Source organism: Methylococcus mesophilus, from assembly GCF_026247885.1.
In the GTDB taxonomy this organism is placed as follows: Bacteria; Pseudomonadota; Gammaproteobacteria; order Methylococcales; family Methylococcaceae; genus Methylococcus; species Methylococcus mesophilus.
The window spans coordinates 703882-729131 of record NZ_CP110921.1 but is presented as its reverse complement, the minus strand read 5'-3'; the positions used below and the strand labels follow the sequence as shown (position 1 = coordinate 729131).

The window sequence follows — 25250 nt, the reverse complement described above, 5'->3', positions numbered from 1 at the left end:
GCACATCCTCGGCCTATAATCTCGCCTCCCGGCGTACGTGCGGAGACAGAATTTCAAACGCCTGCTCGAACACCTTCACTAGTGGCCCTTGCAACTGACGGACATCTAGATAAGCCTCGCCGTCCTTGTCGGAAGCGAAGTGCGTTACCCGAACCCGAGTGTGCGGACGGCGATGCGCGGGGTTCTTCGTGCACAGCACATCGAGCGCCTGGGTGAAGCCTTTGGCCGAATAGACGGCCAGCGCTTTCAACACTTCAATATCGTAGGTGTTGTTATCGAGGCGCCGAGCGGCCGCCATGGATAATAAGAAAAACATCAAGCTATTGTTTTTTCAATACTTTATTTATTTATCCTGCCCATTATCCAGTGCCAAAGATAAAGAGGAAGCTGTTTCGACTGCACTGTCTGGCACAGGCTTTCGGTAGACCGTGTGGCGCTTGCCCGCGGAATCATCCCGCAGCAGCACACCTTGTTCTACCCAGCGCTTCAGCATCTTCGATGCCTTAAGGGTATCCACCCCTGCAATCTGGCATAGGTCGCTGTTGGCCAGTGGGCCATTGCGATCCATCCAGTCGCTGACTTGCTCCCAAACTGGCGGCCGTTCCTCATTCAGCAGGATCACGAGTACCGAAGGTTGGGTGGCATCACGGTTTTCTTTGAAAAAAGGCGGGAATAGGTTGGCCGAGCGCATTTCGGCGAACATCATACGCACCCCTTCGCCAGCATCTACATTGGGCGGCTCGGGAAACTCGCGCAGATTGCGAGCGACAAGCGGATTGCGAGCGAACGAGCCGGCTTTCTCGACATTGGCCGGCGTGATGTTTCCGGGAAATAGGCCGGGGCTTTCCACCTCGATACGATTATCGAAAATGCGGATCTGGATATCGCGGTTGAGGCGGTAATCGCGGTGAATCACTGCATTGGTGATAGCCTCTTTGATCACCCGTTCCGGATAGCGGTGTACAGTTCTGAAACCGGAGTCCGCCAGAGTCAGACCGGCAGCCAACTCGTCGAGCACATAGGCGCTGGCACGGCTAATTTGCAGCGGTATAGGGCCGGCGATGGTTTTTGGCGGCTTGAGCAGATTGGGGATGGCGCCTGGCTCAATGCGGTTGCCTCGGTAGTGAAAGACCCGTATATCCGCTCGCGTCTGGTGGGCAGCCAGTAAACCGCCCGGCTCATCCGCAAATAGCAATACCGCCGCGCGTACCGGTTGCAGTTCACCACCTATGCGCTTGGCGAGTCCAATTCGGAATAGGCGGTCGGCAATATCGCCGGAGATAAAGCCCCGGCTCGATGCGAAATGTCGCCACGTATCCGTATCCAGCAGATCGAATGGCACAGCCACCGGTTCGGATTCCGCGCTGATGACGCCGCGCCGGTAGGAAAGCTCGGTGATCTCGGCGGCGGACATCTCGCGGTTGCTGGCATCCAGCCGGGTCCAGGTGCCGTCGTCCAGAATGGAATGAACCTTGGGACTTTGCGGCACGATGACTAGAAGAACATGCCCTTCGCGGCCGTCCCGTAACCGGCAGGCTACCCGCACCCAACGCAGTCCCTCCACCGCCGGCAGCAGGTGGGTCAGCGTCTTGCGGCGCAGTTCGTCCACCGCCTCGGAGTTTTCTTCCATCCCATACAATCGCTCTTGTCCCGCGGCCTTGCCAGGGTCTTCCAAACCGAGGGCCAGCGTGCCGCCCAACGTGTTGGAGAAGGCGCAGATCGTTTCCAGCGCCTTGCCTACCATCTTGCCGGAGACCCTCTTGGATTCGAAGCGGGCAGTTTCGGGCTGGGCCAGGAGACTGGCAACCAGGGCTTCTGCCTGAGGGCCGATGAGGTCATGCATGGCAGATTTCCTCCAGTAGCCGAGCCATGGGGCTGTCGTCAGCGACATACGGCACGATGATCTCGCTGGCTAGCGCCAGCACCAACCGGTTGCGGGCCAGCGCCGTTTCGCGAGTGGTGCGGCGCACCTCTGTGGGACAGGCGGTGATGACCAGCATCCGACCGGTCGTCAGTGGTTCGCGTTCCTCGGGTTGCGGGCGATATTCCTTCATGCCGCGCGCCAGCACCTTGACCACGCGCCCCTTGCGCCGGAGCACCGAGCGCAGCACCTGCTGCTCCAGCGGCGAGTGATAACCGCTGACGATGACCCGGCCAGCCTTGACCCATTCCGGCACGCAGTCGAGGGTTTCGAGCAGGACGTGGCCGGGGCATTCGCGGGATGCAATGAGGCCGAGCAGCGGTTCCGCTAGCAATGCCGTCTCACCAGCGCCGACTATTTGGGCGGCGGCTTCAATGCCGACACGCTGGGCGCATAGATGTGGCAAGGTGACGAGTGTGGGCTTCATGCTTCCTCGTCGGCCCCACCCATGCGGTATTTGATGTCGTAGTTGACGATGAAGTCTAGTTCCTCGTCATCCAGACCGAAATGCCATGCGAGTAGCACGTCAATGTCATCTGCGATCTGCTTGCACTGGGCGTAATCGAATGTCTCGATGGTGAGCCCGCTCTTGATCATCGAGCTGGATGTTGAGCGTAGCTTCTTCAGATAGAGCCTTCCCAGATCGGACATTTTTTTCCCGAAATCACGAGGCACTCGGTGTGGGTCAAACGGGAAAGCGAGAAGATCTCGACGATTAAGGTTCCGGCAGTCAGAAAGAACGTTCCAAAACCAGAAGAATGTAGACGAACTGAGTGCACCGACTACTGCGCAAACTGATTCGCTTGAATCGAATCCGAGCTCCTTGAGCTCAGACGGTAGAACCCGAACCCCAGACCTGCTATTGACCACCTCAGGCACGAAATCCAGGAAGGCGAGAAAATACCCGAACTTCCTTGTGTAATAGACCTTCGACTGGCCCGTTCGAGCTGTCGCCGCCGCTAACCTCTCCCTGGATGCAACCAACTGCTCAAATGCCTTTGTCTCGATAGTGCTACCCAGTTTCTCAAGCGACGCCGGGAACACGCGGAACGCGGAGTCCTGTGCAACGTATGTAATTCGAGATCGGAAAAGGCTTTCGAATTCTTCGCGCTTCCATCGATAATACCGAGCCGTGTAGATTGCCCCGGAACGTTCAACTGATTGTCGCCCCAAAAGTATGGTTAGTCTCTTTTGGGCTCCATCAAACAACTGAGACGGGCGATTCGAGAAACTTGATACCCAAATCGGATTGATTGCATCAAGAACAAGACGTTGCAACGGCTGAAAGCCATCGGTTCCGAAAACAGAAATTGGTACGATCAGGCCGAGACGTCCTTGGGTTCCAATAATCTCCACGGACCGCTCAGTACTAAACGCATATAGGTCGCTGCAACTTTCGCTTTGAAACGCGCGGACCGTATAGCTTTGCTTGACATCCTTGTACTCGACATACGGCGGATTCCCAATCACCACATCGAATCCGCCCCCCCTCATTACGCCGTAGAACTCGGCAAACCAGTGGAAAGGCTGGTGGCTCTCGCGCCAGGCGGCGAGGGGCTTGGCCTTGTCGGGGTCGATACCATAGTTGCGGGCCAGATACCGATCCAGTTCCAGACTCAGGCCGTTCAGTTTGTCACGCAGCTTGCGTTTGTCGTCCGCCGTAACCTTGCCGCCATGCACGGTCTGCTGCCCGCGAAAGAAATCGAAGGCATCAGCAAGGTCCGCCAGATCAGCTTTGATTCGTGCCTTGTGATCTTGCTGCTCACCGTACTCCATCTTCCCTGTACCGATGGAGTCGAACTGGGCTTCGGTGGCGTAGCCGACCAGGGTGTTGCCGGCACGGATATTGAAGTCGATGTCGGGCAGCGGCTCGAGTTCGCGCCCGGCATCCACTTGCGACACCAGTTTGAGGAAGAGGCGCAGCTTACAGATTTCCACCGCCTCGGCCATGATGTCCACGCCGAAGAGGTTGTGCAGGATGATGCTCTTGAAGATGTAGTAGCGGCGCGAAGGGTGCTTGTCCACTTCGGCCAGCACCTTGGCGAAATCGGCCTCCCCGGCCTTGCCGAGCTTTTTCGCATCCTCGACAAAACCCTCCATGCGCTCCAGGCAGGCTTCGTAGAGCGGTTCCAGGACGCCCAGTGCGGCGAAGAGGAAGGCGCCCGAACCACATGTGGGGTCGAGGATGGTGATGCCGTGACGGAACTTTTCGTTCGCTTTTTCCGGCACGTGCCCGACGATGGCCTGCCAGACGGCGCGCAACAGGTCGGGGCCGGTGCAGGTGTCGATGACGTCCTGCATAAACTGGCGGATGTTGAGGTTGAGGGTGATGAGATCGTCGGCGCTCTTCACTTCGCCCCTGACCAGTTTGCCACGCACGGCCAGGCAGCGGCTGCGGCGCTCAACGTATTCGCGCCAGGTTTCGGTGGGCAGCGTGCCGCGCTCGCCGAAGGCGGTGTGGAACACGGCTTCGCCGAGGTTATAGCGGCGTTCGAACATCCGTGCCTTGGCGTCCTTCATGCCGGCTTGCACAAAGTCGGGCAAAGCGGTTTCGGGCACGACGTTGCCGGCAGCGTCGATAACTCCGGTTTTCATCGCCGGGTAGACATAGCGGTCGGGGTCGGCTTTGAGCAGGTTCCACACCGAGGCTTCGCCGTCGAACGCGACCTTGCAGCGCTCGCGTGCCTGCTCGATCAGGTGCGGCACGACTGTGTTCTTGCTGATGTATTCGGTGATGTCTTCCTTGGTGTAGTACGCCCCCATCTGCTTCTGGTTGATGTATTTCTCGAAGATGTAGCCGAGCACATCGGGATTGATTTCCTTCCCGCTGGCGAGCGGCCGGTCATCGAGGTGCCAGTCCCAGGCGTCGAAGAAAGCGAACAGGCGTTCGAAGGCTTCGTCGGGTACCTCGATGCTTGGGTTGGCTTCTTCCAATTCGTGCAGAGAGAAGAGGCCGCCGTTCAGATACGGCACATCACCGATCAGGCGGGTGAGTTCGGGGTTGCGCTCGCCCTTGGCCTGACCAAGACCTTCGTGAAACAGGCGACGCAGGAACTGGCGGTAGAAGCTGTGGAACTTGCCCTTGCCGGCCGCGGCCTGAACCTGAGCCATCCGATTGGCCAGATAATTTTCATCACCATCCAGAAAACCCTTCTTCTGGATGAAGTAGACGAACATCAGCCGGTTGAGCATCAGCGAGGCATACCAGGCCTTGTCGCTGGCAGCGGAGAGGCCCTCGATGAAATCGGCGAAGGCTTCGTGCTGGGCCTTGAACTTGTCGTAAAAGCTCTTGGAAATGCGGTCGCGGTCAAAAGCGTTGCGCAAGCCGGTGATCACGTCGGTGAGGGTGATGGCCTCTTCCTCTTCCAGCGACCAGACTATCTGCGTGAGCTTCTGCCGCAATGATTCGCCGCTCTGCCCCTTGTGCCAGGTATGCGTGCGGGTCGTGGTGGGCTGTCCCGGCGCACGCGACACCCACAGCCAGGTGAGCATGGTTTCACCGGCATCGGCAAAGACCAAGAGATGCTCGTGGGCGAGCTTGGCGGCTTCTTTCTCGATCTTGAGCAGCATCGGTCGCGCGGGCACCTTGCCACTGCTATCCGGCGAACAGCGGAAGACAGCCACGCCACGCTTGTGCGCGATGTTGGTCAGCGAGAAAGACTCGCCGTTAGCCGTTATGGCCTGCGGCTTGAGGTGGGGGCGCTCCCAACCGAGTTCGTTGAAAAGCTGCTCCAGCTTGAATTCGCCAAGCAGTTTCTGGAAGCGGGCGGCGTCAATCGTCATGTTCTTTTCTTTCCCCTGTGGGCTCAGGCCAGGCCCATCGAGCAGATGAGTTTGGACTCTTTCTGCTGATCTTGATCGTCAATCACGCACAAACGCCCGTCTTCGCGCAGAGAGAAAACGATGTCCAGTAGCTGGTGGTCGCCAATGCCGGCCTTGATCTGGCGGTTGAGGCTGTCGGTAGCCGACTGGTAGAGCGGATAACGGTAGATTTCTTCCATCACCCGGTCGATGCGGCGCACGTATTCGTCGGTGATGAACAGATCGCGTTTGTCGCCCAGCCCTTCGCGGAAGCGCTTGAGGCGCTCGAAGGCCTTGAAGCGCGCGCCCGAGGGTCGGCCCAGCGCACCGCCGAAGGATTTTTCTTCTTCAACAATGTGAGCCAGACCTTGCTGCGTGAGCGTGTGGTGATGCTCGGTACGTGGCAGGGGCGGCGTGTCCGCCGCACAGGCGGCGGCTTTCAGAATGGTGAGCTGGGACTGGGTGACCGGCTTGCCGGCTTTGTCCATCCAGGCCAGCGCGTCGTTGCCCTGGGCGGTGCGCATATAAACCAGCACGCCCCGAGGTGATGCTGGATTGTGCTCGTGGGCCTTGGTGGCGTAGACGACGTTGGGCATGGCCTCGATCTTGGCTGCCAGCGATGGATCGGCATCCGTGGCGTTCTTCCATATCTGGTATGCGTAGGAGGCCAGATCGACCTCGGTGTCGCCGTCGTCGTCGAGGATGCCGTTCTTCTCGGTGTAGAGATCGCGGATCAGTTCTTCGTCGGTGTCGTCGTCGAAGAAGCTTTCGTCGGAACCCACAACCTCGGCGTTTTCGATTAGGCGTTGCTTGACCCGGGCGCGCAGGTTGATGAGCCGCTCCACCCCTTCGGCCGGGACAAAAGAGTAGCAGAGGATGGTGTCGGAGTGCTGGCCGATACGGTCGACGCGGCCGGCACGTTGAATCAGCCGGATGATGGCCCAGGGCAGATCGTAGTTGACGATGATGTGCGCGTCTTGCAGGTTCTGGCCTTCGGAGAGCACATCGGTCGCAATCAGCACACGCAGCTCTTCGGCCTTTTTGATCTGCTCGCGTTTGCCGTTCGATTCCGGCGAAAAACGCCAGGCCAACGAGGTCGGGTCTGCGCTCTGCCCGGTGGCCTCCTCCACTTGTTTGATACCACGTGCGACCAACTGTGCATTGAGATAACGGGCCGTGTCGGCAAACTGGGTGAATACGAGGAGCTTTTCCTTCGGATGGCGTTTCTCGATCAAATCGATCAGGGCATCGAGTTTCGTATCTTGCTTTGGATTCCATTCGCCGCACATCGCCAAGACTTTCAACAGCGACAGCGCATCCGAGAGCAGGTCTTTGGCAAGCGCCTTGACGAACAGTGTTCCCGGAAGCCATTTGAAGCGGCTTTTCAGCGCACCGCTGTAGGCCTCATAGGCCTTGGCAGCGCGGGCGCGGTAGTCGGCCTCGGTGCGCAGGCCATTGGTGGCCGTCGGATCGGTAACGTCATCGTCACCATTGTCATCCGCCAGCAGGCCATCGGGATCTTCGTCGTAGTGGCGTGTATCGAGCAGTTCGGCATCCTGCGTGCCCAGCGGGATGTCCAGACCGTTCTCAATGGCGTGCAAGACAATGAAGTTGCGCAGGATGTGGCGCTCGATGGACAGGATGAATGCCGGGCCGGCACTTTCCAGGCGTTTGAACAGATTGGTGCGGCAAAAGCCCATCAGGCGCGTGCCGGCGCGAGAAAGCCCCTCGATAACCTTCGCCTGATGCGGCGTGGGTGGCGTCTTGGGCTTGGGGGCGATGTAGTTGCCCAGGCCGTAGCGCGGCAGGATCAGTTCGTTGATCGCATTGACCACCGGTTCGCTGTAGAAGCGTGCGTAGGGGTCAGACGGATTCGCATCATCGATTTTGAAACTGAGGTTCTTGGGCAGGCGCTTCGGAAAGTAGGATTTCCGGTCATCCGAGAACAGTAGGTATTTGCCACGCTCGTCTTCGTGGGTGTAGTGCTGCATGATGAAGCCGCGCGTGCGGCGCACCATGTACAGGCGCATGAGATCGCGCCAGTCATCGGGAATTTCGCTCTTCTCGAATGCTGCCAGCGATCGCACGCCACACTGATGACGGCGGATGAATTCGTGCTCGCCGCCCAACTCGGTCAGCAGTTTTTCGGGGCGGATACCGATGTCTGCATCTTCATTCAGGAACAAGGCCAGTTGCGCGGAAAGGTCGAGGTAGGTCTTGTTGTAAGGTGTGGCCGAGAGCAGAACGGTAAGGCTGTCATTGCGCTCGATGTACTCGCGGATGACTTTCCAGCGCTTACCCTCCTTGTTGCGCAAGTTGTGGGATTCATCGATAAGGACCAACCGGTAACGTCGGGTTTTCTCCGGGAGTTCGGTCAGTACTTTGGATAGCGGCAGTACTTTGGCGTGCAGGCGATACCGGTGGGCATAGTCTTCCCACATCGAAACAAGGTTCTTGGGGCAGATGATGAGCGTTTCGGTGTGGTAATCGTCCTCGAATACCTTGGCGAGTGCGGTGGCCATCATCGACTTGCCCAGACCGACCACGTCGCCGATCAGCACGCCGCCACGCTTGTTCAGGTGGTGGGCGGCAATTTTGACGGCAGCGACCTGGAAGTCGAACAGCGTTTCGCCAAAAACCGAGGGAATGCGAAACTCTGAAAGGCCGGCACGCGCTTCCTGAGCCAGGTGAAATGCCATCTTAAGGTAGACGTGATAGGGCGGCACCAGACGTTCCCCCGCCCAGCTCTCGTCGATGATGTCTGCCAGTTCCTTGGAAATATCGATGCACCAGCGGTCCCGCCAGCGGTCTTCAAACCAATCCACCAGTTTGTTGCAGGCGTCGTGCTCCAGCACATCGACGTTCAGTTCCCCCTGTTTGGCAAGGCCCGCGAGTGTCAGGTTTGAGCTGCCGAGAAAGCCGGTGACCGGGTTGTTGGCGTCCTGTCGATGCAGCAAGTAGAGCTTGGCGTGTAGCGGGTGACGTAAGTAAATCTTTATTAGTAATTTTTTCGCACGAATCTGCGCAGAGAGTTGCCGCAGCGCGGCCTCATCTTCATTGGTTGGCACACCGAAAGTCAGCTGTTCGCGGAATTCTTCTGCAATGCGGCGCTTCTCCCGAAGCGCGGTCTGATTGTCGAGTAAATCCTCGTCTTCACGGCTTCGAAGAGCTCGTCGCAGTTCGTCACTTGGAGCGATATGCATGCCAACTAGCAATCGGCAGCTTTGGCCGTCACCGCCACCCCAGCGATCAACATACTCGGAAAGATGGCTCCAGCCGCGAAGGTTGAAGTACCCAACGCAGAAATCCGCGCGCTCTGCGACCTTGAGCGTTTCTTGCAATGCGGGCAGCAGCGGATTTTCTATGTTGTCGAAGATTCTTGGCATCTATTCCCCTCAATCGCGCGATTCATTTGAATTTTGAATTCGGATCGTCGCTGTGTCCCCGGCACGCATCCATTCATCAATCTCGAACACCTTGAATTTTCACGGGTGCCCGACCCGATGTACGGGTAAGCCTTGGCGATCGATCCATCGGTGGTTGATCGGCTGCCTCAACGCCGACGTCTGTAGCCGGTCGAAACTCAGTTTGACGGTGAAGTAGATGATTGTTACCAGCCAGTTCATGCCGGGGAGGCGTGCTCAGAACACGGATTCGGGCTGATCCTGAGCCGCCTTCCCGTGTTCTCCGGTTCCAGGTCAATCTCCAGGTCGGGCGGAGGCAGGAAGCCTTCGCCCTTCTCCGGCCATTCCACGAAACACAGGCTGTCCGGACGGAAATAATCGCGGATGCCCATCCATTCCAATTCTTCCGGGTCGTTCAGGCGATACAGGTCGAAATGGTAGACGGTGCGGTCGGCCAGCGCATATTCCTCGACCAGCGTGTAGGTCGGGCTCTTCACCGTACCCTGGTAGCCGGCGGCGCGGAGATAACCGCGCACCAGGGTGGTCTTGCCGGCACCCAGATTGCCGTGGAGGAACACGACGTATCCGGGCGGCAGAGTCGTCTGCAGGCGGGCGGCGAAGGCCAGCGTCGCCTCCTCGTCGGGCAGGTATACGATCACCGGTTGACGCAGGCGCGCAAGGCTTCGATCACGTCGCCGGCGAGGAGGCCCCGCTCGCCGCCCGAGGCGGCCAGATCGCCGGCCTGACCATGTATCCGAACCCCCAGGCAGGCGGCTTCGAACGGGGGAACGCGCTGCGCCAGAAGTCCTGCGATCACGCCGGTTAGCACGTCGCCCATGCCGCCGCTGGCCATGCCGGGATTGCCCCAGCGGGCGACATGCGGGACGCCATCCGGTCCTGCGATCAGCGTGCCGGCGCCCTTGAGCACGGCGATGCCGCCGTAACGCCGCTGCAAGGCGGACACGGCGGCGAAGCGGTCGCGCTCGATTTCGGCGGCGGAGAGGTCGAGCAGGCGGGCGGCTTCGCCGGGATGCGGCGTCAGCACCCAGCGATCGCACCAGTGCGGGTAGTGCGCCAGCAGATTCAGTGCGTCGGCGTCGACCACCAGCGGTTTGCCGCAGTTGAGGGCGGCGTCGAATAACGCCTTCGCCCATTCGCTCCGCCCGAGGCCTGGACCGAGCGCCAGCACCGATGCGCGCCCCAGCAGCGGCTCGAGCTCTCGGCCGGATTCGACGCCGTGCACCATCAGCTCGGGCCGGCCCAGGTTCAGCAGGGGCGAGTGAGACGCCCGGGTGGCGATGCTGACCAGTCCCGCACCGGTGCGTGCCGCCGCTTCGGCCGCCATCCGCGCCGCCCCGCTGTAACCGTGTTCCCCGCCGATCACCAGCACGTGCCCGCATTGGCCTTTGTGCGCATCCCTGTGCCGGGGGAGCAGGGCGAACTCACCGCTCCGCAGCAAGCGCGACGAAGGCGTTTGCCCAAGCCGGATCTCCGGCGGCGTATCCAGATCGTCGAAGACGATTGCGCCGCAATGCGCGGGACCGGCGCCGGTGAACAGGCCCTGCTTGAGGCCGATGAAGCTGACGGTAAGATCGGCATGGACCGCGTTTCCCATAACCGCCCCGGTGTCGGCGTTGAGTCCGGACGGAATGTCCACGGCCACCACCTTACCGGGGAACTCGTTGACCGCCTCGATGACGGTGGCGTATTCACCGGCCACGTCCCGGTCCAGGCCGGTGCCGAGCAGGGCGTCGACCAGGATTTCGGCGCCTTCGAAGCCGGGCGGAATGAAGTTCAACACCGGCCCATCGGCGTCCCGGTACTCCGCGAACGCTGCCGCGGCATCGCCCCGCAGCCACTCTACCGGACCTACCGGATAGGCGCGGACGTCGAAGCCCGCCGCTAGCGCCAGCCGTGCGATCACATAGCCGTCGCCGCCATTGTTGCCGGGGCCGCAGACCACGGATAGGGTCTTCGCGTCCGGCCAGCGCCGGCGCAGCGCCGAGAAGGTCGCTGTGCCGGCTTGGTGCATCAGTTCCAGTCCCGGAATCCCCAGGCCATCGATGGCATGGCGATCCATGGCCCGCACTTGGGCCGCGGTGAAAAGTGACGTGGGAAGGGTGTCGTTCGAATGGGGCGGCATCGGGTGGGCGAAGGCGCGTTGTGCGGAGGGCTGGGAAAGGCGCTATTCTGGCCGAACCCCGTGACTACGCCAAGGATTCTTAAGTGCCCCATGCCGCCATTTCATCCCCCGACCTCGCGGAGCTGAAGGAACGCATCCGCGAATGGGGCAGGGCGCAGGGCTTTCAGCAGATCGGCTTCGCCGGCGTCGACCTGGGCGAAAACGAAGCCCGGTTTCTCGAATGGCTGGCGGCGGGGTTTCACGGCGAAATGGACTACATGGCCCGGCACGGGATGAAGCGCAGCCGTCCAGCCGAGCTGGAGCCCGGCACGCTGTCGGTCATCAGCGTGCGGATGGACTATCTGCCCGAATCCATGCGCGACATGAAAGAGGTGCTGGCGGACCCGGCCGCCGCCTACCTGTCGCGCTACGCGTTGGGACGGGATTATCACAAGCTGATGCGCCGCCGCCTGCAGAGGCTGGCGGAGACGATCGCCCAGCACGTCGGCCCGTTCGGCTACCGGGTCTACACCGACAGCGCGCCGGTGCTGGAAAAGGCGCTGGCGGAGAACGCCGGACTCGGCTGGATCGGCAAGCACACCAATCTCATCAACCGCGAGGCCGGCTCCTGGTTCTTTCTCGGCGAAATCTACACGAACCTGCCGCTGGCTCCGGATCGGCCAGTTGCGAACCACTGCGGCCAATGCCGGGCCTGCATCGACGTCTGTCCGACCCAGGCGATCGTCGCGCCTTACCGGCTCGACGCCCGCCGCTGCGTCTCCTATCTGACCATCGAACTCAAGGGATCGATTCCGGAGGCGCTGCGCCCCGGCATCGGCAACCGCATCTACGGCTGCGACGACTGCCAGATGGTCTGTCCCTGGAACCGCTTCGCGCGGATGACGGGGGAAGCCGACTTCCTTCCGCGGCAGGGCCTCGACCGTGCCTTGCTGCAGGAGTTCTTCGCCTGGGATGAGGCCGAATTCCTATGCCGGACGGAAGGGTCGGCCATTCGCCGCATCGGCCATGAGCGCTGGCTGCGCAATCTGGCGGTGGCCATCGGCAACGCGCCGCCCCAACCGGAACTGGCGGATGCCTTGCGGCAGCGGCTCGACGATGCATCTCCGCTGGTGCGCGAGCATGTGGCGTGGGGCTTGGGGAGGCAAACAAGGTCACAATGGGTGGACTCGTGGGAGGCGTAGCGCCGCAGCGCGCCGCAGCCATACCAACCAGCGGCTTGAGCCAATTCCGAAAACGGTCCCGGAGGCGTATCGTAGCCCTACCAGGGTCCGGATCTGGGAGGCATGCCAATGAGCACAGAGCCATTGAACTTCAGAAAAGTGTTCCTGGCGGCAGCGGCGCTCGTCGCGGCTCTGGCGATGCAGCCGTCGGGGGCGGGGCAAAGCTACCCGGTCGAGCCATCGTCCCTCGGCGAAAGTGTCGACGTCGCGCCGGGCGAACTGAACATCAGCCAGCGCACTGACCAGACGATCGACGGAGAAGTCCGCATCGCACGGAGCGCGAACGGGCCGGCGACGATCTCCTTTTCCTCCAAACGGGACTTCAGCGGCGCCACGGAAATCTCCATCGTCCTCCATCCCGGCGGCAAGCGGCTGCTCGGGGAGTTGGATGCCGAGGGGGACTTCCTGCGGATCGAGGTTCTCGCCGGGAACGGGGCCGTCGCCGCCGTCAGCGACGAGGAAAAGCTCCTGCTGCAATCGTTCCTTCGGACCCTCGGCGATTCGCTCGACGAAACGGGCCGCACCGCGTTCGCGAGGCTCGTCGAATTCGCGCTCGCCAGGGCGCCGGAAGGCGTACCGCTGTCGCTCCATTTCAGGAAGGCCCCGGTGGAGCCGATGCAGGCTGCCCCCCCGTTGTGTGTCGAACTCGGGGTGACCCTGTCCCAGCTTCTCGGCGAGGTGCCAACCACGCTCATCGAGCAGGGTCTGATGGATGTATGGCTGATGGATCACGGCTGGACCTATGACCGTGGCCGCAGGGAAATCTGCGGGCTGAGTTACACCCGGCTGTGCGGTACGGTCGGACGGCCGTACCGGGGACGGCCGGGCTACGTCAGTATCCTCCCGCTGCTGGACGCGGCCACCGTGCACGACCGGCGGCGGCGTACCCGCATGCATGGCGGCAACATGCCCATCGGCCATATCCGCCTTTATCCGGGAAATCCACCGGACGCCTTCTGCGTCGGCCGGTGCGGGCCCGGCTGCTTCGGCTCGTTCGGCGATTATCTCGGCAACAGCGACTACACCGTGACGGCGGAATGCTATGCCCATGACGCCTGCATCGGCGAAGTCGACTACGACACGATCATCCCGACCACGGGCACGGACGACGCCTGCGCCGATGAATTCATCAACGCCGCGTGGGGATACCTGAACGGCGCGGCGTGCAACGATGCGCCGGCCGATGACGTCATGGGCTGGTGGGTGGTCGCCAACGAGTTCATGCACCTGAGTCCGGATGCCGACGGCGGCGGGCGGGCGCTGCAAGTCTGGCGCGACGGCAAGCCGCAAACGGTGGGGCGGTATTTCGTCAACGGCAAGCGGACGCTCGGGCGCTATCTCGCGATCCGGCGGGAGGAGACGGCGGGCACCACATTCTATTCCGGCCAGATCCGCACGGGCCGGCCGGTGTCGGTTGCCGGCCAGCAAACCTCCGACAACGCGGCTGCGCAGGCTTTCGACGGCTGGCGCACCCGGATCCACGGCAGGGTCTATGATTCCAAGAGCCACAAGCCGCTGGCGCGGGTGTCGGTCGTGCTCAAAGGGGGGCGGTACGACCCCGGCGAAAAGAGCACCTCGACGGATGCCAAGGGGCGGTTCGTCTTCGATCAGGTGCATCCTTATGAAACCTACATCGCGGCGCTCTCCAGGCGAGGCTACGACGACCAGGCCCAGGAAGCCAGCGTGTCGCTGTTCGATGCCGGCGAATCCTACTACCTCGTGAAACGCTCGGCCGTGGGGGCGGGTTTCGGCGGGAAGGACAGCTGGAAATATCGTGGAACGACCTTTGAGCTTTTCCAGTCGGGCCGACTCACGGGCCAGGGCGCGCGCATCCTCAAGGAGTCGACCTCGTCGCCCCCGGCGCCGTTTCGGTCCGTCCAGGCCACTTTCGAGCGGGTAGAAGGCGATACGCTCAAATTCGACTACGAAATCCGGCTGAGCGCGGCCAATCGGTCGAATGCCTGGGAGGCCGTGGAGGGGGATTGCTTCGTCGTCTACGGAATGACCGTCAACCATTATCGGCTTCAGTATTTTTCCGTCGACGCCGCGGGACAGATCCAGGGCTACAACCTGCTGTCGGACACGGGGGTATTCTCCGTCAGCGTACCGGTTTTCGCCGATCCGTTGGCCCAGATTCTGACGCCGCTCTACGGGACGGTGGCGTATACGGTGAGCTGGTCGAAATCCTGCGGCGGCACCATTACCTCCGACTCGGAAACCCTGAGCCTCCAGGGGCTCGGCTGGACCCTGTTCTAGCCCGCTGGCGCCGTCAGCGGTAACCCTCCTCCCGGAGTACCCGCTGCACCGCGGGGCGCTGGAGCATTCGCCGGTAGTGCGCCAGGCAGTGCCCGGGCAGCTCGAACTTGAGCTTGTCGGCCCAGAATTCGACGTAGAACAGCGCGGCATCGGCGATCGAGAATGTGCCGGCCACGTAGTCCTTCCCCGCCAGGGCTTCATTCACGATCGCGAATCCCCGTTCGACGATCTCCCGGCCGCGCGCCCGGACGGCCTCGTGGTCGGCTTCGTTGGTGGTAAAGCTCTCGGTGGTGAATATCCGGGCAAAGCCGTGCCCGTGCAGGGTACCGACCACGTAGGCCAGCATTTCGATCACTCTGGCCGCGCCATCGGGGTCTTCCGGCAGGAGCTTGGCTTTCGGGTAGGTCAGCGCCAGCCAATAGGCGATGGCCTGGAACTCGGTCAGTGCCGATCCGTCGTCGCGCACCAGCGTCGGTAGGGTGGACTTGGGATTGATCGCGAGGTACTCCGGCTTGCGGTGGTCGCCCGCCGGGAGGTTCACGATGTAGGCCTCGAAGGGGATGTCCAGTTCTTCCAGCAGGATGTGGATGCCGGTCGAGCAGGAGCCGGGGGTCATGTAGAGTTTCATCGGGTGCGGTTCGCGAAGTCGGATTTCCGGAAAGCCTAACAAGCTCGAGCCGGCGGGCAAGCCCCAATCCGGAAACGGCGTGTTCCCGAAGTCGGGGCGGTTTCCGCCCGCACGCTTGTAATGCCGGCGCGGCGGCCTCATATCGGCCCAGGGCATGAGAAGCACTCCGACATGGCGTAAAATCGCATCCCCGCGGTTGCCGATGATTAGAAGACCATTGAGAACAACACGATTGCATTGCCGATGCGTGGCCGGCGCCATGCTTCTGGCGGCGCTGGGCGCGCCGGCCCTCCTCCGGGCGGAGGGCGAGTGGCAACCGACGACGCTGTCCGAGGCGACCCTGGCCAAGGTGCACGAGGCGGCCAAGGCGTACCAGGATTGCCTGAACGAAGAATTCCGCGCCCATGTCGGCGAAGACGTCGATTCCCGTCTTCAAACCGACCGGATTCTGCACACCTGCGAAAACCGGCTGACCCCGATGAAAGCCGCGTTCGATGCCGAGAAAGTGCCCGATTCGATCAGCGAGCGCTACATGCGTTCGCACCGCACGCGGGGTGCCCGAGACCTCGTCCGGCTGCTGATGTCGGCCCAGGCTGCGCGCGCCGCGGATGCCGAGGCCCAATTGAATCCGCAGGCGACGGCCGATGCACCCTCCCTCAATCCTCACCCCCCAGAAGGGAAACCCATGGAAATTGATTTGAATCTGATTCCCGCGAAGCTGGACGCGGTGCATGCCGGCCTGGCCGCCATAGTAGTGGCCTTGCTGTTGGTGCAAATCATCCTGCTTTCGGTGGCGGTGATCGCCCTGTTGCGGCGGAAGCCCGAGCCCGCCGTGACGGTTCAGCCCGCACCTGTGGCGGCGGCTCCGGTGCCCGAGCCCGTGAGAGCGCCGGAGCCGGTCGTGAAGAAGGAAACCGTGGTGCTGAAGCAAGCCACGCCCGATGCGGCGCTCCAGCTCCTGGCTCTGCTGCAGAAGGAGGCGCGCTTCATCGACTTCGTGCAGGAAAACGTCGCTCAGTATTCCGACGCCGAAATCGGCGCGGCGGCGCGGGTGGTGCACGAGGGCTGCCGCAAGGTCATCGGCCAGGCCTTCGAGCTGGCCCCGGTGCGCACCGAGACCGAAGGCAGCCGGTTGACGCTCCCGAAGGGCTTCGACGCCGCCAGCGTGCGGCTGGCCGGCAACATAGTGGGCGAGCCGCCGTTCACCGGCACCCTGGTGCATCGCGGCTGGAGGGTGGAACACATCCGCCTGCCCAAGGTCGCCGAAGGCCACGACAGCCGCATTGTTGCCCAGGCCGAGGTGGAGCTGTGAGCGAGACCCGCTATTCGGTCGGTATCGACCTTGGCACCACCAACAGCGTGGTGGCCTACGTGGACTTGAGCGGCTGCGACGGCGAAAAAGCGCCGCTGGAAGTCCTCGAAATTCCGCAGCTCACTGCGCCGGGCACGGTCGGCGACAAGAAACAGCTGCCGTCCTTCCTGTACCAGGCCCACGAGGCCGAACTGGCGCCGGGCGACGTCGTCCTGCCCTGGGACGAGCATCCGGAAGCCCTTACCGGCGATCTGGCCCGCCAGTTGGGTTCCAAGACCCCGATCCGCCTGGTCGCCAGCGCCAAGAGCTGGCTGTGCCACAGCGGCGTGGACTGCCGCGCGCCGATTTTGCCGGTCCAGTCGCCGGAAGAAGTGCACCGGGTCTCGCCCTTGCAGGCTTCGATCGCCTATCTGCGCCACATGCGCGATGCCTGGAACGCGCGTTGTCCCGAATATCCCTTGAGCGAGCAGGACCTGACCATCACGGTGCCGGCTTCGTTCGACCCGGCGGCGCGCGAGCTGACGGTGGAAGCGGCCCACGCTCTGGGCCTGCGCCAGGCGATCCTGCTGGAAGAGCCGCAGTCGGCGCTGTACAGCTGGATTCAGACCAGCGGCGGCGGCTGGCGCGAGCAGGTCCGGCCGGGCGACATCATCCTGGTGGTCGACGTGGGCGGCGGCACCACCGACCTCTCGCTGATTGCGGTCACCGAAGCCGACGGCAATCTGGAGCTCAACCGCGTCGCCATCGGCGATCACATCCTGCTGGGCGGCGACAACATGGACCTGGCGCTGGCTTACGGTCTCAAGCTGAAGCTGGAAGGCGAGGGCAGGAAGCTCGAGGCCTGGCAGGTGCAGGCACTGATGCACGGCTGCCGGGATGCCAAGGAATCGCTGCTGTCCGATCCGGACGTGTCGGAAGTGGCGGTGGTCGTGCCCAGCCGCGGTTCCTCGTTGATCGGCGGCACCTTGCGTACCGCGCTGACGAAGGACGAAGTCAACCGTACGCTGGTCGAAGGCTTCTTCCCCAAGGTTTCGATCGCGGACAAGCCGCTGGTCCAGGCCCGCACCGGTTTGACGACCATCGGCCTGCCGTATGCCAAGGACGCCCGCATCACCTGCCATTTGGCCGGGTTCCTGAGCAAGCAGGTGAACGCCGCCGCCGAGCTGGACGGATTTTCCGTGCCGGACGGCGCGCGCTTCATCCATCCTACGGCGCTGCTGCTGAACGGCGGCGTGTTCAAATCCGAGGCGCTGGAACGGCGGCTGCTGGACGTGCTGAACGGCTGGCTGGAGGCCGACGGCGCGCCTGCGGCGCGCCTGCTGCACGGAGCCGATCTCGATCTGGCCGTGGCCCGAGGTGCCGCCTATTACGGCTATGTCCGCAAGGGCCAGGGCGTGCGCATCCGGGGCGGCACGGCTGCGGCCTATTACGTCGGCGTGGAAAGCGCGATGCCGGCGGTGCCGGGTTTCCCGGCTCCCTTGCAGGCGCTGTGTATCGCCCCTTTCGGCATGGAAGAAGGCACCGAAGCCGAGCTGCCGCCGGAAGAGTTCGGCCTGGTGGTCGGCGAGCCGGTGCGCTTCCGTTTCTTCGCCTCGACCTTGCGCCGCGAGGATCTGGTCGGCACCCGGATGGAAGACTGGCGCGAGGACGAGATCGACGAGCTGGACGAGATCGAGGTGACCCTGCCGGTCGAAGGCCATCAGCCCGGCGAGGTGGTGCCGGTGCGGCTGGCGGCGCGGGTGACCGAGGTCGGTACGCTCCAGCTCGAAGCCGTGGCGCGCGACAGCCACCAGCGCTGGAAGGTCGAGTTCGAGGTGCGGCAGGGCGAGACCCCGAACGCCGCGCTGGACGAGGCCGTTCCGGAAGCGCCTTATCTCGGCGGCACCGATGAGCCGGCCGATCCTGCGCCGGTTGCGGATGAAGCGCCTGTGGCTGCGGACGAATCCGGCGAAAGAAAGCCGTTCTGGTCATTCAACAAAACCTGACCGAGAGTGGACGGCGAGCGAGGCATGGATGCAACAGGCCGTCCTTCTGAACTGAACCCCCAAGCATGCCCTCCGTGCCCGCTTCGCCACGCTACATCGTAGGCATCGACCTCGGCACCACCCACACCGTCGTCGCCTATGCCGACGGCGGCGATCCGTCCCGGATCGAACTGTTTCCCCTGGAGCAACTCGTCGCGCCGGGACAGGTCGCCGAACGGCCGCTGCTGCCCTCGGTGCGCTATCACCCGGCGGAGGGCGAACTGGCCGAGGCCGACAATACGCTGCCGTGGCCGGTCCAGGAGCTGGCGCCGGGCTGCCGTCCGGTGATCGGCGAGCTGGCCCGCCAGCTCGGCAGCCGCAGTCGAGGCCGGCTGGTCGCCAGCGCCAAGAGCTGGCTATGCCATGCGAACGTCGACCGCACCGCCGCGATCCTGCCCTGGGGTGCGCCGGACACGGTGCCCAAGGTCTCGCCGGTGGAGGCTTCCGCGGGTTTCCTGCTGCACGTGCGGCAGGCCTGGAACCGGCGCTTCCCGGAGCATCCGCTAGAGGCGCAGGAAATCACCGTCACCATTCCCGCCTCTTTCGACGATGCCGCCCGCGCCCTGACGGTCGAGGCGGCGCGCCAGGCGGGCCTCGGCCAAATCCGTTTGCTCGAAGAACCGCAGGCGGCCTGCTATGACTTCCTGTGGACCCACCGCGGACGCCTGGCGGAGACCCTGGAAGGCGTGAGCCTGCTGCTGGTCTGCGATGTCGGCGGCGGCACTACCGATTTCACCCTCATCCGGATCGGGGCGGGCGAGCCTGAACCCGAGCTGGAACGCATCGCGGTGGGCAACCATCTGATGCTGGGCGGGGACAACATCGACCTGACCCTGGCGCACCGGCTCGAGCCGCGCCTGACCGGCGGGGAGCGCAGCCTATCGGCCACCGATTTGATCCTGCTGGCGGAACAGTGCCGGTCGGCTAAGGAGCAACTGCTGGCGGAGCAGGGGCCGGACGCCGTGACCGTCACCCTGCTCGGCAAGGGCGGCGGCCTGATCGGCGGCTCCCGCTCGGTAGAATTGAGCCGGAACGAAGTGCTCGAGGTCGTCCTGGACGGATTCTTTCCGCAGGTCGACGCCGGGGCGGTGCCGGAGCGGCGCAGCGGCGTGGTCGAGTTCGGCCTGCCGTATGCGTCCGATCCGGCGATCACCCGGCATGCCGCGGCATTCCTGGCTCAGCACCGGAGCGAGACGGGGATGACCGTCCCCGACGGCTTGCTGTTCAACGGCGGCGCTTTCCATAGCCCGATGATCGCCGGAAGGATGGCCGAAGTCGTCGGCTCCTGGGCGGGGCGTGCGCCGGTCCTGCTGCGGAATCAACGCCCCGACCAGGCCGTCGCCTTCGGGGCCGTAGCCTTTGGCCTTGCAAGGCGAGGACTGGCGGTGCAGCGGATCGAGAGCGGTTCGGCCCGCAGCTATTACCTCTTGGTCGGCGATGGCGGGAGCGATGCCCGCCGCGGCGTGTGCATCCTGCCGCGCGGCGCCGGCGAGGGGCGGGAATGGGCGGTGGAGCAGCGGCATTTTCTGCTGAGCGTCGGCCAGCCGGTGCGCTTTCATGTGTTCTCTTCCACCGTCGATTCCGGCCACACCCCTGGCGACCTGGTGGCGCTGGACGAAGGCGCATTCGGCGAACTGCCGCCGTTGGCCGTGGCTTTCGAGGGCGGGGAGGGCGGCGAGATCGAGGTGCGGCTAGCCGCCCAGCTCACCGAAATCGGCACGCTGCAATTGCAGTGCGTGGCGGTGGCCGATGCCGCCCGGCGCTGGAATGTCGAACTGCAGCTCCGGCCAGGGGCAGCCAAGCCTTCGATGCCCACGGGATTGCATCCGCGCGCCGCCGAGGCGCTGGAGCACATCGCGCTGATCTTCGGCAAGAAGACCCGCCAGTTCGATCCCAAGGCCGTCAAAACCTTGCGCAACGATCTCGAAAAAATATTGGGCAAGCGTGAGGACTGGGACACCGCGCTGTGCCGCGAGCTGTTCGCGGCCGTGCTCGAAGGCGCCCCTCGCAGGCGCCGCTCGGCCGATCACGAACGGCTATGGCTGAGCCTGGCCGGCTACTGTCTGAGGCCCGGATTCGGCGCGCCGCTGGACGACTGGCGGGTAGGGCAGGTCTGGAATCTGTATTCGCAGGGCTTGCAGTTCGTGAACGAGGCGCAGAACTGGTCCGAGTGGTGGATACTGTGGCGGCGCATCGCCGGCGGCCTCGATGCGCAGGCGCAGCAGCGCATCTTCGCCGACATTGCCGGATTCATCGATCCGGTCCGGGCGCGGCGGGGCAATGCCGAAGCGCTGGCCAAAAAACGCGGTTTCGAGGACATGCTGCGCCTGGCGGCATCGCTGGAGCGGCTGCCGTCCGGGGACAAGGCCATGCTGGGCGACTGGCTCCTCCAGCGGCTGGACAAGGCGCCGGATTCCGCGGAGCTCTGGTGGGCCTTGGGAAGGGTCGGTGCGCGCGCGCCCTTCCACGGCAGCGCCCACAATCTGGTCGGCAGCGAAGTCGTCGAATGCTGGGTAGAGAAGGCCCTGCAGCGGGACTGGAAGAAGCAGAGCTTCGTCGCCTTCGCCGCGACGATGATGGCGCGGCTCACCGGCGACCGCGAGCGCGACCTCGAGGCCTCGCTGAGACATCGGGTTGCGGAAAAGCTGGCTGCATCCCGCTCGCCCGAATCCTGGCTGGAGCTGGTGACCGTTGTCAAAATGCTGGACGCGGCAGACGAAAAGCGCATCTTCGGCGAGGGTCTGCCGCCGGGCTTGCGGCTGGTCGACTAGATTAGCGGCACGCAGCGGATACCCTGGTCTCCCTGTCCCTTTGGGAGAGGGTGGGGGTGAGGGCGCTGTTTACGATGTTTTCATTCTCAAGGAGATTCCATGGACATCTACATGCAGGCCGCCATCGCCGAAGCCCGCAAAGGGCTGGAGGAGGGCGGCATCCCGATCGGCTCGGTGCTGGTGATCGACGGCGAGATCGTGGGCCGAGGCCACAACCGGCGTGTCCAGCAGGGCAGCGCGATCCTGCACGCGGAAATGGATTGCCTGGAAAACGCCGGCCGCCTGAGCGCTGCGGATTACCGGCGAGCGACGCTCTACAGTACCTTGTCGCCCTGCGACATGTGCAGCGGCGCGGCGCTGCTCTACGGTATTCCCCGCATCGTCGCCGGGGAAAACCGCACTTTCCAGGGTCCCGAAGGCTATGTCCGCTCGCGCGGCGTGGAATTGGTGATGCTGGACGATCCGGAATGCGCCGCGCTGATGAGGGAATTCATCGCAGCCCACCGGGCGCTCTGGAATGAAGACATCGGCGTGTGAGCGTGCGCCTTGTCGCAATGAAACTCCGCTAATATAAAGCGGTCTATTAGTCTTGTGTGGAAATAACTTGAGGAGTTATCGAATGAGTATCCCCCGTGAACAGGTTCTGAGCCGCGGCGCCTACGCTGTCCTGCCGCGCCACAAGGTGTTGACCAACACCTATGCGCTGCTGTCGATGACGCTGCTGTTCAGTGCGCTCACTGCCGGCGTGTCCATGGCGCTGGCGTTGCCCCATCCGGGCATCATCATCACCCTGGTGGGCTATTTTGGCCTGCTGTGGCTGACCAACAAATATGCCAACAGCGCACTCGGCATCCTTTGGGTGTTTGCCCTGACCGGATTCATGGGCTACACGCTGGGCCCGATCCTGAACGCCTACATCACGCACTTTGCCAACGGCACTCAGCTGGTCATGATGGCCATGGGCGGCACCGGCGCGGTGTTCCTGGGTCTTTCGGCCTATGCGCTGACGACCCGAAAGGATTTCAGCTTCCTCGGCGGCATGCTCGGCGCCGGCATCCTGGTCGCCTTCCTGGCCGGCCTGGTCGCCGCCTTCGTGCCCGGCCTGATGGGCTTGAGCCTGGCGGTGTCGGCGATGTTCGTGGTGCTGATGGCCGGGATGATCCTGTTCCAGACCAGCGCGATCATCCACGGCGGCGAAACCAACTATATCCTCGCCACCGTCTCGCTGTACGTGACGATCTTCAACCTGTTCACCAGCCTGTTGCAGCTGCTCGGCGTGTTCAGCAGCGACGATTGATCCTCCGATCTTTCGGGCATAAAAAACCCCGGCCTAGGCCGGGGTTTTTCGTATCAGGACGACGTGAGATTAGTCGACGGCCTTCATGCTGAGCCGCACCCGGCCCTGACGGTCGATCTCCAGCACCTTGACCTTGACCACATCGCCCTCCGCCAGCTTGTCGCTGACTTTCTCGACGTGCTCGTCGGAGATCTGGGAGATGTGCACCAGTCCGTCCTTGCCCGGCAGGATGGTGACGAAGGCGCCGAAGTCCATCAGCCGTGCGACCTTGCCTTCGTAGACCTTGCCGACTTCGACCTCCGCCGTGATGTCCTCGATGCGGCGGCGCGCCTCCAGACCGGCCTGCTTGTCGACCGAGGCGATCTTGATGACGCCGTCGTCGGTGATGTCGATGCTGGTGCCGGTCTCTTCGGTGATGGCGCGGATGGTCGCACCGCCCTTGCCGATCACCTCCCGGATCTTGCTGGGGTCGATGGTGAAGCTGGTGATGCGCGGCGCGTAATCGGACATTTCGCTGCGCGGCGCCGGCAGGGCCTGCGCCATTTTGTCCAGGATGTGCATCCGTCCGTCGCGGGCCTGATGCAGTGCTTGGCGCATGATCTCCGGCGTGATGCCGTCGATCTTGATGTCCATCTGCAGCGCGGTGACGCCGTCGCGGGTGCCGGCGACCTTGAAGTCCATATCGCCGAGGTGGTCCTCGTCACCCATGATGTCCGACAGGACGGCGAATTCTTCACCTTCGAGGATCAGTCCCATGGCGATGCCGGCCACGGCCCCCTTGGTCGGCGCGCCGGCATCCATCAGTGCCAGACTGCTGCCGCAGACCGAGGCCATGGAGCTGGAGCCGTTGGATTCGGTGATCTCCGAAACGATGCGGATGACGTAGGGAAATTCTTCCGTCGTCGGCATGATCGCCTGCACGCCGCGCTTGGCCAGGCGCCCGTGGCCAATCTCGCGCCGCTTGGGCGAGCCGATGGCGCCGGTTTCTCCCACACAGTAGGGCGGGAAGTTGTAGTGCAGCATGAAATTTTCTTTGTACTCGCCTTCCAGCGCGTCGATGAGCTGCGCATCGCGGCCCGTACCCAGGGTCGCGACTACCAGCGCCTGGGTTTCGCCGCGGGTGAACAGGGCGGAGCCGTGGGTGCGGGGCAGGACGCCGGTGCGGATCGTGATGGGACGCACCGTGGCGAGGTCGCGCCCGTCGATCCGCTTACCGTGGTGGAGGATATTGCCGCGGACGATCTCTTCCTCCAGCTTTTCGATCTGCCGCTTGACCGCGTTTTCGTCATGGCTGCCTTCGGCGGCCAGGCTATCGATCACGGCCTTCCGGATTTCCTTGAGCTTCTGCTGGCGGAGCTGCTTGTCGGCGATGCTGTAGCCTTCGTTCAATCCTGCCCGCGCCAGTTGGTCGACCGCGGCGACCAGCCCGGTGTCCACGGCCGGCGGTTCCCATGACCAGGGCGTCACCCCGGCTTCCGCTGCCATCTCGTCGATGGCACGGATGGCCGTCTGCATCTGTTCGTGGCCGAAGACGACCGCGCCGAGCATCACTTCCTCGGGCAGAATCTTCGCTTCGGATTCGACCATGAGCACGGCATTGGCGGTGCCTGCGACCACCAGGTCGAGCTCCGAAACTCCCATGGATGATTTGTCCGGATTCAGGACGTAGGCGCTGTCCACGAATCCTACGCGGGCGGCGCCGATCGGGCCTTTGAAGGGCAGGCCCGACAGCGTCAGCGCCGCCGATGCACCGAGCATCGAAGGAATGTCCGGGTCCACGTCCGGATTCAGCGACATGACGGTGGCGACGACCTGGACTTCGTTGATGAAGCCGTCCGGGAACAACGGTCGGATAGGCCGGTCGATCAGTCGTGCGGTCAGCGTTTCCTTTTCGCTGGGACGTCCTTCCCGTTTGAAGAATCCACCCGGAATGCGTCCGGCAGCGTAGGCCTTTTCCTGGTAATTGACGGTGAGAGGGAAGAAATCGCCGTGCGGGGAGGCCTCCTTGCGTCCTACGACGGTGACCAGCACCACGGTGCCGGCCATGTCCACCATGACCGCGGCATCGGCCTGACGGGCGATCTCGCCGGTTTCGATCGAAACGGTATGATCGCCGTACTGAAATTGCTTCCGGATCGGGTTCACGGGTTCTCCTTGGGGTGTCGGCGGGCCAGAATTATTTACGGAGACCCAGTCGCTCGATGAGCGTACGGTACCGTTCGTTGTCGGTACTCTTCAGGTAGTCCAGCAGCTTGCGGCGCTGGTTGACCAGACGGAGCAGGCCGCGGCGGGAATGGAAGTCCTTCTTGTGCTTGACGAAGTGAGGGGTCAGGTAGTTGATGCGGTTGGTCAGCAGGGCCACTTGGACCTCGGGGGAACCGGTATCGCCTGGGGTGCGCTGGAATTCCTGCACGATGGCGCTTTTTTCTGCTGCTGTGAAAGCCATGGGGATAATCTCCAAAAAACTCGTTGA

General features: G+C 63.1%; 17 protein-coding genes. 7 read left to right on the top strand and 10 right to left on the bottom strand.

The genetic code is table 11. The annotated features are described in order from the left end of the window. Positions 1-13: 13 nt before the first annotated feature. The 7 genes from OOT43_RS03385 to OOT43_RS03355 all read right to left on the bottom strand — a co-directional run bounded on the left by OOT43_RS03385 (position 14) and on the right by OOT43_RS03355 (position 11269). Positions 14-316, bottom strand: a complete 303-nt coding sequence (locus OOT43_RS03385; RefSeq protein WP_266023295.1) for a hypothetical protein — start codon at positions 314-316, stop codon at positions 14-16. A gap of 27 nt (positions 317-343) precedes the next feature. After that, positions 344-1843, bottom strand: coding sequence for an ATP-binding protein (locus tag OOT43_RS03380; protein WP_266023294.1), 1500 nt, complete (start codon positions 1841-1843; stop codon positions 344-346). Continuing rightward, positions 1836-2348 carry a DNA-processing protein DprA gene (locus OOT43_RS03375; RefSeq protein WP_266023293.1) on the bottom strand — a complete coding sequence of 171 codons (513 nt, stop codon included), beginning with the start codon at positions 2346-2348 and terminating at the stop codon, positions 1836-1838. Before OOT43_RS03375 ends, OOT43_RS03380 begins: the two co-directional genes overlap by 8 nt. Beyond that, a complete protein-coding gene (locus tag OOT43_RS03370) occupies positions 2345-5704 on the bottom strand; it encodes an Eco57I restriction-modification methylase domain-containing protein (protein WP_266023292.1) in 3360 nt (1119 codons plus the stop codon). Before OOT43_RS03370 ends, OOT43_RS03375 begins: the two co-directional genes overlap by 4 nt. Positions 5705-5727: 23 nt before the next feature. Then, positions 5728-9108, bottom strand: a complete 3381-nt coding sequence (locus tag OOT43_RS03365) for a helicase-related protein (RefSeq protein WP_266023291.1) — start codon at positions 9106-9108, stop codon at positions 5728-5730. Between the two features lie 236 nt (positions 9109-9344). Continuing rightward, on the bottom strand, positions 9345-9785 hold the full coding sequence (gene tsaE, locus OOT43_RS03360; protein ID WP_266023289.1) for a tRNA (adenosine(37)-N6)-threonylcarbamoyltransferase complex ATPase subunit type 1 TsaE: 441 nt from the start codon (positions 9783-9785) through the stop codon (positions 9345-9347). After that, the gene (locus tag OOT43_RS03355) at positions 9782-11269 is read right to left on the bottom strand and encodes an NAD(P)H-hydrate dehydratase (RefSeq protein ID WP_266023287.1); all 1488 of its coding nucleotides are present in this window, start codon (positions 11267-11269) and stop codon (positions 9782-9784) included. Before OOT43_RS03355 ends, tsaE begins: the two co-directional genes overlap by 4 nt. 83 nt (positions 11270-11352) lie before the next feature. Between OOT43_RS03355 and queG the strand changes: the two genes are divergently transcribed. Beyond that, positions 11353-12450, top strand: a complete 1098-nt coding sequence (gene queG / locus OOT43_RS03350) for a tRNA epoxyqueuosine(34) reductase QueG (protein WP_266023285.1) — start codon at positions 11353-11355, stop codon at positions 12448-12450. A 108-nt stretch (positions 12451-12558) separates the two neighbouring features. After that, on the top strand, positions 12559-14745 hold the full coding sequence (locus tag OOT43_RS03345; protein ID WP_266023284.1) for a carboxypeptidase regulatory-like domain-containing protein: 2187 nt from the start codon (positions 12559-12561) through the stop codon (positions 14743-14745). A 13-nt stretch (positions 14746-14758) separates the two neighbouring features. Here the strand turns inward: OOT43_RS03345 and OOT43_RS03340 are convergent, their stop codons facing one another. Then, positions 14759-15373, bottom strand: a complete 615-nt coding sequence (locus OOT43_RS03340) for a glutathione S-transferase family protein (RefSeq protein WP_266023282.1) — start codon at positions 15371-15373, stop codon at positions 14759-14761. Between the two features lie 232 nt (positions 15374-15605). On the opposite strand from OOT43_RS03340, the gene OOT43_RS03335 reads away from it, so the two are divergent. The 5 genes from OOT43_RS03335 (at position 15606) to OOT43_RS03315 (ending at position 22777) form a co-directional block, all read left to right on the top strand. Continuing rightward, positions 15606-16685, top strand: coding sequence for a DUF2760 domain-containing protein (locus tag OOT43_RS03335; RefSeq protein WP_317134047.1), 1080 nt, complete (start codon positions 15606-15608; stop codon positions 16683-16685). Then, positions 16682-18670, top strand: coding sequence for an Hsp70 family protein (locus OOT43_RS03330; RefSeq protein WP_266023280.1), 1989 nt, complete (start codon positions 16682-16684; stop codon positions 18668-18670). The genes OOT43_RS03335 and OOT43_RS03330 overlap by 4 nt, the downstream gene beginning before the upstream one ends. Before the next feature lie 65 nt (positions 18671-18735). Continuing rightward, positions 18736-21480: an Hsp70 family protein gene (locus tag OOT43_RS03325; RefSeq protein WP_266023278.1), complete on the top strand. Its 2745-nt coding sequence runs from the start codon at positions 18736-18738 to the stop codon at positions 21478-21480. Positions 21481-21579: 99 nt separating this feature from the next. Next, a complete protein-coding gene (locus OOT43_RS03320) occupies positions 21580-22017 on the top strand; it encodes a nucleoside deaminase (protein ID WP_266023276.1) in 438 nt (145 codons plus the stop codon). Positions 22018-22099: 82 nt separating this feature from the next. Further along, a complete protein-coding gene (locus tag OOT43_RS03315) occupies positions 22100-22777 on the top strand; it encodes a Bax inhibitor-1/YccA family protein (protein ID WP_266023275.1) in 678 nt (225 codons plus the stop codon). 69 nt (positions 22778-22846) lie between these two features. Here the strand turns inward: OOT43_RS03315 and pnp are convergent, their stop codons facing one another. Together pnp and rpsO are read right to left on the bottom strand one after the other, a co-directional pair. Continuing rightward, positions 22847-24922 (bottom strand): polyribonucleotide nucleotidyltransferase, encoded by a 2076-nt coding sequence (gene pnp / locus OOT43_RS03310; RefSeq protein WP_266023272.1) that lies wholly within the window; start codon positions 24920-24922, stop codon positions 22847-22849. A 31-nt stretch (positions 24923-24953) separates the two neighbouring features. Continuing rightward, entirely contained in the window at positions 24954-25223 is a 270-nt protein-coding gene (gene rpsO, locus OOT43_RS03305) for a 30S ribosomal protein S15 (protein WP_266023270.1), read from the bottom strand. Between the last annotated feature and the right edge of the window lie 27 nt (positions 25224-25250).